This is a genomic window from Lacticaseibacillus zhaodongensis (assembly GCF_009687905.1).
Classification (GTDB): Bacteria; Bacillota; Bacilli; order Lactobacillales; family Lactobacillaceae; genus Lacticaseibacillus; species Lacticaseibacillus zhaodongensis.
Window position 1 is genome coordinate 1 of the sequence record NZ_BLBG01000030.1, and the last position, 10,952, is coordinate 10,952.

Here is a 10,952-nt window from a genome sequence, read left to right on the forward strand (position 1 = left end):
TACATTACAGGGCACAGCGGAAAATAATCTGATAACTGTCCAACTTTTCTATTGCACTCCACATGCTGGGGCCACCTCCAGACTTGACCAAGACCAGGTCAAGTCTTCCGGTTGAGCTCCGAGCCCGCCCGTGTTTTCTCACCACTGTCGATAATCGCTGACAGTATCTACATCAGACTTGGCGGTCTCTCCACTCTCCCCGATTATTGGGGGTAATAGCCATGCAAAAACCGCAAGCCTATCACCCTCAATAATCGTTTCAGCATGGTCACTCCCGCCAGCTGCACTCCAAAAAAGGCGCCCAGCACCCTACACTAGTGATCATTATCGACAAGCCATTATCACCCGGGAAATATGGATCACGAATTTCGCTCATCAGCCAAACATCACACAATTTACAAATCACCTTATATCAACAGAATGCTAGGCTATTTACCTGTTACCTCCTCAGTAGCTATGACTATCCACCGTAGCCGGGCGGGGCGCTGCTGCGTAGCGACTTGAACTGTTGCGGCTCTGCCGCCACTAGTTCAATCGACATCGGAGCGGCAAAGCCGCGGAGTGCGGAGCAGCTGCGCCCCGCCTGGCGGCCTAAACCGCACACGTAAGCTCCTAAAAACACTGCAGTAAAGTTAAAACGCTCTCTTTGTTATATAAGCTGACATGAATTCTAGACATCATCTAACGTTACCGCTAAGATTAAAACATACTGATTTTTCTGAAAGATGGTGTCAATTTTGAAACATAAATGGTTGTGGTCCGCATTCGTGGCCAGTATCATCGCAATCCTTACCGCAGTAGCGGCCCCGCAACATGTTCAAGCGGCTGAAAAGACATACACAGTTGGTACCGACGTTACTTTTGCGCCCTTCGAATTCGCGAATAAGAACAACAAGTACGTCGGCATCGATATTGACCTCATGAATGCCATCGCCAAGCGTGAAGGCTTCAAAGTTAACATTAAACCGGTCGGCTTCAACGCGGCGGTTCAAGCCGTCGAAGCTAACCAGATGGACGCCGTTATCGCCGGGATGAGTATCACCCCCGAGCGGAAACAGAAGATGGCGATGTCCGACCCCTACTACAAGTCCGGGGTCGTCATGGCGGTCGCTAAGAATTCCAAAATCAAGGGTCTGTCTGGTCTGCGCGGCAAGCGGGTCGCGGTCAAGACCGGAACTTCTTCCGCAATGTACGCCAACTCAATTAAAAAGAAGTACGGCTTCCGCACCGTTACTTTTGACGATTCCAACAACGTCTACCAGGACGTCACCACTGGGAACTCGGCGGCCTGCTTCGAAGATCAGCCGGTCATGCAGTACAGCATCGCGACCGGCATGAAGCTTAAAATCGTCACCAAGCCCGCCCTGTCCGGTTACTACGGAATCGGGGTTGCCAACAAGAGCAAGGCTGCGCTGATGCCGAAGATCAACGCCGGCATCAAGGCCCTGAAGAAGGACGGCACCTACAATAAAATCGTTGCCAAGTACCTCGGCAACGGTAGCATCAAGTCCCAGAAAGAGAAAAACAAGCAGACACAGGAAACGGCCCACACCTTCATCGGCCTGCTCAAGGCTAACTGGGGCACGCTCATGGGCGGCCTCGGTGAAACCCTTGAACTGACCGTGGTCGGCATTGTCTGTGCCACCATCCTCGGAGTCCTGATCGGTTTGCTCGGTGTGATGCCGAACAAGTTTGCCCAGGGCGTCGCGACCACCTTCATTTACATTTTCCGGGGCCTACCCCTGATGGTGCTCGCGCTGTTCATCTATACCGGCCTGCCAAGCCTGACCGGCAGCAAAATTCCTGCGTTCATCGCCGGTATCGTGACCCTGACCTTGAATGAAGGAGCTTATACCGCCGCCTTCGTTAAGGGCGGTATCAATGCCGTTGATGGCGGCCAGATGGAAGCCGCCCGTTCCCTCGGCTTGCCATGGGGTAAGTCAATGCGGCGCGTAATTTTGCCGCAGGGGATCAAAATCATGGTGCCGTCTTTCATCAACCAGTTCATCATTACCCTGAAAGACACATCGATCCTGTCCGTCATTGGGCTACTCGAACTGACCCAAACTGGTAAGATCATCATTGCGCGCAACATGGAAGGCTTCCGCATCTGGTCCATGGTCGCACTGATGTACCTGATTATCATTACTCTGTTAACATGGCTATCAAATTGGTTTCAGAAAAAGGTGAATGCATAATGACTACACGTGTTGAAATGAAGGATGTCCACAAGCGCTACGGCAGCAATGACGTCATCAAGGGTGTCGACTTGCAGGTTGAGGACAATGAAGTTGTTGTAATGATCGGTCCCTCCGGTGCTGGTAAGAGTACCGTTTTGCGGATGATCAACGGGCTCGAAACCACCACGAGTGGCGAGATCCTGATTGACGGCGAGGACATCGCCCACCCTGGCGTGAATATCGACAAGGTTCGGGAAAAGATCGGAATGGTGTTCCAACACTTTAACCTCTTCCCTAACATGTCCGTGCTCGATAACGTCACCCTCGCCCCAACTGAATTGGGCTTGCAGAGCAAGGCCGACGCTGAAAAGGCCGGTCGGGAGCTACTCGAATCGGTTGGTCTGGGCGACAAGGAAGACGCAATGCCAGCTTCCTTATCTGGGGGCCAAAAGCAGCGGGTCGCGATTGCCCGCGCGCTGGCAATGAAGCCCGACATCATGCTGTTCGACGAGCCAACCTCCGCGCTGGACCCCGAAATGGTCGGCGATGTCCTTGAAGTCATGCGTAAGCTGGCCAAGGAAGGCATGACGATGGTAATTGTTACCCACGAAATGGGCTTTGCCCGTGAAGTAGCCGACCGGGTCGTGTTCTTCGGCGATGGCAAAATTCTGGAGCAGGGCACCCCTGAACAGATTTTTGACCACCCTCAGCACGAACGCCTGCAAAGCTTCCTGGATAAGGTCCTGAATGTCTAGTCTGACCTGACTCACGCCAAGAGGAGAAAAATGAGGCTCAGCATGAAACGCAAACACATTATTACCCTATTAATTCTGGGAATTATCGCCATCATCGGTGCCTTTGCACCACAGACGACCGCGGCGGCGAAGGAAAAGACTTACACCTTCGGGACCGACGTAACTTACGCGCCCTTCGAGTTCGCCAACAAGAAGAATGTCTACGTGGGGATCGATATCGACCTGATGCGGGCCATCGCCAAGGAGGAAGGCTTCAAGGTCAACCTTAAGCAGCTCGGTTTTAACTCCGCCGTTCAGGCCCTCGAAGCCAAGCAAATCGACGGGGTCATCGCCGGAATGACCATTACCCCGGAGCGCCAGCAGAAGTTCGACATGTCCGACCCGTACTACCCGACCGGCCCAGTCGCTGCGGCCGAGAAGGGCTCCAAAGTCAAGTCCCTCAAGGACCTGCGTGGTAAGCGGGTCGCCATCAAAACGGGGACCGCGGCTGCTGATTACGCTAACTCCATCAAGAAGAAGTATGGCTTCACCACCGTCACTTTTGACGACTCCGACAACATGTACCAAGACGTTGCCAGTGGGAACTCCGCCGCTTGTTTCGATGACCAGCCGGTGCTTCAGTACGCGATTGCGACGGGTGTGAAGCTGCACCTCATCAGCAAGCCGTCCACGATGAAGTACTACGGGATCGCCGTCAACAAGGGCCGTAATGACGGATTGATGAAAAAGATCAACGCCGGCATCAAGAAGGTCAAGGCTGACGGGACTTACGACAAAATTGTCGCCAAGTACCTCGGCAATGGGACCGTCAAAGCGCAACAAAAGAAGAACGCCAAGACGCAGGAGACTAACCGCAGTTTTGTGGGTCTGCTCAAGTCCAACTGGGGCACGCTCATGGGCGGCCTCGGTGAAACCATCGAGCTCACCGTGGTCGGCATCATCTGTGCCACCATCATCGGCGTGCTGATCGGCCTGCTCGGCGTGATGCCGAACAAGTTTGCGCAGGGCGTCGCCACGACCTTCATCTACATTTTCCGCGGCCTGCCCCTGATGGTCCTGGCACTGTTCATCTACACGGGGATCCCGAGTCTGACCGGGAGCAAAATTCCCGCGTTCATCGCCGGCATCATCACCTTGACCCTTAACGAAGGGGCCTACACCGCCGCCTTCGTTAAGGGTGGTATCGAGGCGGTTGACGACGGTCAGATGGAAGCTGCCCGCTCGCTGGGCCTGCCATGGGGCAAGTCGATGCGGCGCGTCATTTTGCCGCAGGGCTTGCGCATCATGGTGCCGTCCTTCATCAACCAGTTAATCATCACCTTGAAGGACACGTCCATTCTTTCCATTATCGGTCTGCTTGAACTCACGCAAACCGGGAAAATCATCATCGCCCGGAACATGGAAGGTTTCAAAATCTGGACAATGGTCGCGCTGATTTACCTGATCATCATCACGGTGCTCACCTGGTTGTCCAACTGGGTCCAAAAGCACATGCAGGCGTAATTCTGCCACAGCAAAAAGCCACTCTCTTCGCGGAGGGTGGCTTTTTCGTGCTGTTAACTTGGATGATTGCTGCCGGGCGGTGGGCGCATTTCCCTCCGCTGCCGCCGCTGGGAGTGACGCAGGCTCGCTGTGGGCCGGGTTCGCTACGCTGTCCATAACTCTATGGGCAGCAAGCTGCACAAGAGTTATGGCAAGCCTCGGAAAAGCGCCGAGTCTTGCCCCTGAACTCGAGCCCGCGTCGCTACGCTCCCCCGCGGTCATCAATGACCACAGGGACTGAAAAGTTCAGTATTACTGCACCTTCAAAATCATGTTGTACCAAATTTCACCCGCATGCGTTGATGCTGCCATCCCCTCGTTCACATAACCGTGTTCCACGTAGTAAGGTACTAAGCGGTTCAAGCAGGTCAGTGAAATTAACTCACGGCCCTGTTCCTTGGCCCGGGCGGCGAATGCGGTTAGCAACTTCCCACCGACACCCTGACCACGCAAATCTGGATCGACAGCGAGGCTGAGCACTGACAGGGCCTTGTCCGCCGCGGCGTTTGGGGTCAGGTGCGCAAACAGGTCATCGGTCAGGTAACGGACCCCGATTGCCGGACCAACAATGTAACCGGCAAGCTGACCGTCCTTCTCCGCGACAATGAAGGTGTCCGGAATCACTTTTATGCGTTCGGCCATACTCTCCTCGCTGGCAGCCTCGTCCGGCGTGAAGCCGGCGCGTTCGATGCGCATAATGGCCGCCAAGTCGGTAGCTTGTGGTGCCCGCATTAATAAACTCATGCTGATTTCCCCCTACAAAGTATTGTGTTTAGTATAGAGGAATCTGGACGGTAATGCTGGCCAGCATTTGCATTTTGCTTTTGTAGGCACTGCATTTTTTGCACCGCAGCTCTGGCACAATGACCATTAAGGACGTGGACCAATTTTATTTTTTAAGAATAATGCCGACGCCACGTCATTCAGTTAGGTATGAACAGTGTATTGGCGGTTTTAAGCTTTACGGCTCTTATGTGCGGAAATGTATAATATTGGCACACAGAAGTTGAGTGAGCGGTGGTACTTTCTTGAGAGGCGGTGGTGCCAATGGTGTAAACCATGGAACCCATCCTGACGAAGGGAGGTACATTTGCGCCATGACGGCAGTAATGTCGTTAACGTGTTTTATCGGAACGCTGGTTGGCTTGGTTGTGGCAGTAGTGCTGCTGGTCAGGAAACTAGCGGTGCTGCTCCGCGCAGTGCGCACGCTGATAGACACGTATCGGAAACTATTCCGGTAAAAAAAGCGCAAACAAAAAGCCGCTGTTAACTTTGGCGAGTTGCGCGGCTTAATGTTTGCGTAATCTACAAGACCACCGTTCTTAAAACGGCTGTGCAGGGGCGTGTTTCCGCACGTCCCTTTTTCTGTACCCTAATTATAACATCACAGTCTTAATCTGCCACCCAGCACCATCATGCTTGCTTGAATAACTACGGTGCGGAGAGAATTTTGGTCGTCAGCGTAGAACCACGGGATAATTTTTGTAATTACTGCAATCACAAATCAAGTTATTTGCGTCCAATGACCACCATGGCTACAAGGGATTTTACGCCAACCCTAGTCTTTAGCTAGTGCACTCATGATCAGGTGCTCATTCACGAACGCATTCAAACCGAGCTGGTACAATTCGCGGCCATAGCCGGAATTCTTAACGCCACCGAATGGCAGCTCAGGGGCAGTCGTCCAGGACATGTTGATAAAGGTCATGCCGGCTTCAATCTGCTGGGCAACCTTGTCCGCGTGCGCAGCATCCTTGGAGAAGACCACGCTGCCGAGCCCGTAGCTGGAATCGTTGGCTAGTTCAATGGCCTCTTCTTCAGTCGCCACGTGGTAAATTGATGCAACCGGGCCAAACAGCTCCTGGTTGTAAACGGGGTTGTTACGATCAATGTTGGTCAGAATCGTCGGCTGGAAGAACGCACCCTTAGAGTCAATCGGTGTGTTGCCGTACTCAACCTTGGCCCCCGCCGCAATTGCCGCGTCAACCTGCTGCTGGAGGTGTGCCTTAGCCTTGGCGGAAGACAGTGGTGCTAGAGTCGTACTTGGGTCCATTGGGTCGCCCGGCTGGACTTTTGCAAAGGCTGTCTTCATGAAGTCGACAAAATCATCGTACTTGTCACCCACAACAATGAAGCGCTTGGAAGCCGAGCAAATTTGCCCAGCGTTACCGAGCCGAGCTTGTGGTGCGACCTGCTTGACGAGGTCCCAATCGGCATCGTCCAGGATAATGAAGGCGTCATTGCCACCGAGTTCCATGGTCGACTTCTTGAGGTGCTCACCAGCAGACTTCGCAACGGATGCCCCGCCGCGCTCAGAACCGGTCAGCGCAACGCCAGCCACCCGCGGATCAGCAATCGCCTTATCTACCTGGTCGTAGTCAAGGAACAGGTTCTTCAGGGATCCTTCAGGCACATCAGCCTTCCGCAAAACGTCCTCGAATGCTTCGGCACAAGCCGGCGTGTTGTGCGCGTGCTTCAAAATCATTGGGTTCCCGACCATGAAGTTCGGCGCGAACACCCGCATGATTTGGTAATAAGGGAAGTTCCACGGCTCAACCATCATGATGATGCCGACCGCTTGCTTGGCGTAGTAGGCCTTGCCAGCAGGTGTTGTCAGCGGCGTTGGCTGCAAGAACTCTGCGCCGTGGTCAGCAAAATAGTCGGCAATGTTGGCACAAAGCTCAACCTCGGCCTTGGCTTCACCAATCAACTTACCCATTTCGGTGGTGATGGTTGCAGCCAAGCTATCCTCATCCTTGCGCATCTCATCAGCGACGCGGTGCAAGGCCGCACTCCGACTAGCCGGTTCTTCATTACGGAATTGCTTATAAAGCGCATGCCCAGTTGCCAGTGCCTTTTCCAGGTCCGCATCACTTGCGTTCGGATAGGCTTTCACTAGTTCGTTTGTGTATGGATTAATGGTTTGATATGCCATGATTGTTCCTCCTTATTTCGCTTAATTAGAATGCAATAATGCGGTGGATGTTGTCAGGTCACCACCTAATTTTCAGGCTAATTATTTACCTTATAATACTAGCCTAATCCTTTACGACTAGGTAATGCAAGCCCTACCAAACGGACAATCACACCACTATTGCCTTCAGTTATGGCTGGTGCGCCGCACGCCTACCTAACCGTAAAAACGACTTGCGTAACCCAACACGAGTAACGTTCAAAATGCGCTCTGTATTTCACCGCGTACTGAGTCGACTAATCATCTGGATAAAGAGGATCGGGTCAGCCTTTAGACCGAATCTCGCCCCAACATCTGGGTTAAGCCTTTCAATAATGGTACTATGTCAATAATCATATTGATCAACAAACATTGGGAGGTGCGCGTATGTTTCATTTTATCTGGCTACTAATTGTCGGGGCAGTGATCGGCTCCATCGGTGGTGCCATCGTCGGGCGGGACCACCCGGCTGGCTGCGGCGCAAACATCGTCGCCGGACTGCTCGGTTCGTTCATCGGCAGTGCCCTTTTTGGCAGCTGGGGATGGCACCTCGCTGGCATCGCGGTGTTCCCTGCCATCATCGGGGCGGTTATCTTCGTGTTCATCGTGTCCCTGATCAGCGGTCGGCACTACAACTAAAATGCATTGGTAACGGCCACTCTTCGCTCTGGAGGGTGGCTATTATTTTGCAAAAAAATATAGTGACCCTGTTGTTGACACATGGGTTACTATAATCTATGCTTGCCCCATCAAGTGCAAAGGATGGTCAAGTAAATGAGTAAACACAGCGCGTTACGCCGCCTCAGCCAGACCGCCATGATGCTGGCCCTATTGATCGTGCTGGGCCTGCTGCCAGCGGTCCCGCTCGGCTTCATTCCCGTTCCTCTCGTCTTGCAAAATATGGGCGTCATGCTCGCGGGTTCGCTGCTGGGCGCACGGGGTGGTACCACTGCCATCACCTTATTATTGTTCCTAGTGGCATGCGGTCTGCCCTTCCTCTCCGGCGGTCGGGGCGGCGCGGCCATGTTTGTCGGGGCAACGGCCGGGTATATGTATGGCTGGTTATTTGTGCCGGGGCTGTTGCGCCTACTCATGGGCCGCAAGCCGCGCAGTTGGAGCTACGAATGGTTGGTAATGATCCTAATTGGGGTATTATTTGTCGACGCGGCCGGATCAATCTGGCTGGCAATGCAGGCGCACATGCCGCTGGGTGCCGCTTTTGCCAGTAACCTGGTGTTTATTCCCGGTGATATACTGAAAGCAACCTTGGTGGTGGCAATCAGCCGCCGCCTGCGGAGAGGAGTCCATCAATCATGGCAGTAGCAACCCGCACCCGGGTCCTGAACGACCTGCTGGCGCATCCGAATACTTGGCGCTCCGGTGACGTCCTGGCCCAAGACCTAGCCGTCAGCCGCGAAACGATTTGGAAAGCCATCAACGCCCTGCGCAAAAGTGGCCACATTATCACGGCCCGCAAAAGTCAGGGCTACCAATACACCGGCTGCACCCAGCTCGACCAGGACGCAATCAATTTCTACAGTCAGCGCCACCCCAACTTCACGGTTCTAGCGACCACCGATTCGACCCAACTGCGGGCCAAAGAACTGTTGAACACAGGCAAAATCACCGAACCGACCGCCATCATTGCCGATCAGCAAACCCGGGGCTACGGACGCCGCGGTCGGGACTTCTACTCCCCCCAGGCCAGTGGTCTCTACATGAGTGTCATCATGCCAAACCCTAGTGGAAACTTAACTAATGCCGGCTTGCTCACGACGGGCGTGGCGGCCGCGGCCGTCCAGGTGCTCGCTGATTTCTTCCCGAATAAGCATTTTGGTCTTAAGTGGGTCAACGACATCCTGCTGAACGAGCACAAAGTCGGCGGGATTATCACCGAGGCCGTCATGGAGATGGAATCAGCGTCCAGCGCGGCTTTCATCGTCGGCATGGGTCTGAACCTGACCACCGCGGACTTCCCCGCCGCCATCAGCAGCAAGGCCGGTGCCATCGCTGCGGGCGCGGACGTCGACCGCAACCGCCTGGCCGCCGCACTCCTTGACCGCCTCACAGTCGACTTTAGTGAGTTCACTAGCGGATCATTGCTACCGGTGTACCGCCAGTACTCCCTACTCATCGGTCGCACCGTCACCTTAAACTTGGGCCAGAGCACCGTTACCGGCCGTGTCCAGGGCATTGCCGATGATGGCAGCATCATCCTCGCCCAAGCGGACGGCAGCACGCAGAATTACAGCAGTGGTGAGGTCGTGCGGGTTATGGGGTGGCAGCACTGAACACAATTTTGCAGAATCGCGCTACTGGAAGTGCTACAATCGAGCCAAACCACAAAAAGTGAGGGTAAAACATGAGTATTTTGACTGATACATACACCATGAGTAATGGGGTTACCATTCCTAAGGTCGGCTTTGGCACCTGGCAGATTTCGGCGGGGGAGACGGCCTACAACGCTGTCAGCGCGGCGCTGAAGGCTGGCTACCGCCACATTGATACTGCGGCCGCTTACCGCAACGAGGCCAGCGTGGGCAAGGCAGTGCGTGATTCCGGCATTCCGCGCAAGGACATCTTCGTCACCAGCAAACTGCCCGCTGAAGCCAAAAGTTACGCGGCCGCCCAAGCAGCAATCGAGCACAGCATGCAGGAGCTCGACGTTGACTACTTAGACCTCTACCTCATCCACGCACCGTGGCCATGGGCAGAACTCGGCGCCGACTACAAGAAGGAGAACATCGAAGCGTGGCGCGCCATGGAGGACTTCTACAAGTCCGGCCGGGTCCGGGCAATCGGTATTTCCAACTTCAACGTTGCTGATCAGGAGAACATCTACAACAATTGCACTATTAAACCAATGGCCCTGCAGCTGCAGTACTACATTGGCTACACGGAGGACGCAAACGTCGCCTGTGCCCAGAAGAACGGCTTACTGGTTGAAGGCTTCTCGCCACTAGCAACCGGCTTTATCATCGGCAACAAGGATATTGAATCAGTTGCCAAGCACTACGGTGTTAGCGTTGCGCAAGTAGCAATCCGTTACGTCCTGCAAAAGGGTATTTTGCCGCTTCCTAAGGCCGTTAATCCCACCCACATCGAGGCCAACACCAAGCTCGACTTCACAATCAGTGACGACGACATGGCCTTCCTAGACACCCTGAAGGACACGGCACCTGGTGAGGACCACAACGAGTACTAACGCTTCATTAACAATAGATACACCAACAGCCACCCGCTTAGTCACGGATGGCTGTTTTGCTGTGATTGAATAATATGTACAGAGTCATTGAGGTTAACGAGCCAAGAACGATGATCAAAACGCGGAATCGTTCTGGCCACAATCCATTAGTACCGTTGACGAGGGGACACAAACACGCCACCGCACCAGCAGCGCAAACACTCATTGGGTTAACAACACAGCTCATCCATCCAATTTAGTGTAAACAAAAAGCCCCAAGCATATGCTTGAGACTTACTAGGAGCGTGGCAGCTTCTTACCCTCGCAGGCAGTTTCCC

At 53.9% G+C, this 10,952-nt stretch carries 9 protein-coding genes; 7 read left to right on the forward strand and 2 right to left on the reverse strand.

Features of this window, described 5'->3' with window-relative positions; translation table 11 throughout:
• Nucleotides 1-737: 737 nt before the first annotated feature.
• From GN107_RS10935 to GN107_RS10945, 3 genes are read left to right on the forward strand one after another with little or no spacing between them, the layout of a single operon-like run.
• Nucleotides 738-2,198, forward strand: coding sequence for an ABC transporter substrate-binding protein/permease (locus tag GN107_RS10935; protein WP_155287902.1), 1,461 nt, complete (start codon nt 738-740; stop codon nt 2,196-2,198).
• On the forward strand, nt 2,195-2,935 hold the full coding sequence (locus GN107_RS10940) for an amino acid ABC transporter ATP-binding protein (RefSeq protein WP_155287904.1): 741 nt from the start codon (nt 2,195-2,197) through the stop codon (nt 2,933-2,935). The genes GN107_RS10935 and GN107_RS10940 overlap by 4 nt, the downstream gene beginning before the upstream one ends.
• A gap of 30 nt (nt 2,936-2,965) precedes the next feature.
• Complete coding sequence (locus GN107_RS10945; RefSeq protein ID WP_196246339.1) at nt 2,966-4,438, forward strand: amino acid ABC transporter substrate-binding protein/permease; 1,473 nt, start codon at nt 2,966-2,968, stop codon at nt 4,436-4,438.
• Nucleotides 4,439-4,729: 291 nt separating this feature from the next.
• On the opposite strand, the gene GN107_RS10950 is transcribed toward GN107_RS10945, so the two are convergent.
• Together GN107_RS10950 and GN107_RS10955 are read right to left on the reverse strand one after the other, a co-directional pair.
• Complete coding sequence (locus GN107_RS10950; protein WP_155287900.1) at nt 4,730-5,221, reverse strand: GNAT family N-acetyltransferase; 492 nt, start codon at nt 5,219-5,221, stop codon at nt 4,730-4,732.
• An 814-nt stretch (nt 5,222-6,035) separates the two neighbouring features.
• Entirely contained in the window at nt 6,036-7,412 is a 1,377-nt protein-coding gene (locus GN107_RS10955; protein WP_155287899.1) for an NAD-dependent succinate-semialdehyde dehydrogenase, read from the reverse strand.
• 405 nt (nt 7,413-7,817) lie between these two features.
• Between GN107_RS10955 and GN107_RS10960 the strand changes: the two genes are divergently transcribed.
• The 4 genes from GN107_RS10960 to GN107_RS10975 all read left to right on the forward strand — a co-directional run bounded on the left by GN107_RS10960 (nt 7,818) and on the right by GN107_RS10975 (nt 10,635).
• The gene (locus GN107_RS10960) at nt 7,818-8,069 is read left to right on the forward strand and encodes a GlsB/YeaQ/YmgE family stress response membrane protein (protein ID WP_155287898.1); all 252 of its coding nucleotides are present in this window, start codon (nt 7,818-7,820) and stop codon (nt 8,067-8,069) included.
• A 135-nt stretch (nt 8,070-8,204) separates the two neighbouring features.
• Nucleotides 8,205-8,753 carry a biotin transporter BioY gene (locus GN107_RS10965; protein WP_230678613.1) on the forward strand — a complete coding sequence of 183 codons (549 nt, stop codon included), beginning with the start codon at nt 8,205-8,207 and terminating at the stop codon, nt 8,751-8,753.
• Nucleotides 8,744-9,721, forward strand: a complete 978-nt coding sequence (locus GN107_RS10970; RefSeq protein ID WP_155287897.1) for a biotin--[acetyl-CoA-carboxylase] ligase — start codon at nt 8,744-8,746, stop codon at nt 9,719-9,721. Before GN107_RS10965 ends, GN107_RS10970 begins: the two co-directional genes overlap by 10 nt.
• Nucleotides 9,722-9,792: 71 nt before the next feature.
• Entirely contained in the window at nt 9,793-10,635 is an 843-nt protein-coding gene (locus GN107_RS10975; protein WP_155287896.1) for an aldo/keto reductase family protein, read from the forward strand.
• Nucleotides 10,636-10,952 lie beyond the last annotated feature (317 nt).

Excerpts from the sequence above, each read along its gene's own strand:
- GN107_RS10955 (WP_155287899.1), bottom strand. The coding sequence starts at position 7,412 with ATGGCATATCAAACCATTAATCCATACACAAACGAACTAGTGAAAGCC.
- GN107_RS10960 (WP_155287898.1), top strand. The coding sequence starts at position 7,818 with ATGTTTCATTTTATCTGGCTACTAATTGTCGGGGCAGTGATCGGCTCC.
- GN107_RS10950 (WP_155287900.1), bottom strand. The coding sequence starts at position 5,221 with ATGAGTTTATTAATGCGGGCACCACAAGCTACCGACTTGGCGGCCATT.
- GN107_RS10970 (WP_155287897.1), top strand. The coding sequence starts at position 8,744 with ATGGCAGTAGCAACCCGCACCCGGGTCCTGAACGACCTGCTGGCGCAT.
- GN107_RS10965 (WP_230678613.1), top strand. The coding sequence starts at position 8,205 with ATGAGTAAACACAGCGCGTTACGCCGCCTCAGCCAGACCGCCATGATG.
- GN107_RS10975 (WP_155287896.1), top strand. The coding sequence starts at position 9,793 with ATGAGTATTTTGACTGATACATACACCATGAGTAATGGGGTTACCATT.
- GN107_RS10945 (WP_196246339.1), top strand. The coding sequence starts at position 2,966 with ATGAGGCTCAGCATGAAACGCAAACACATTATTACCCTATTAATTCTG.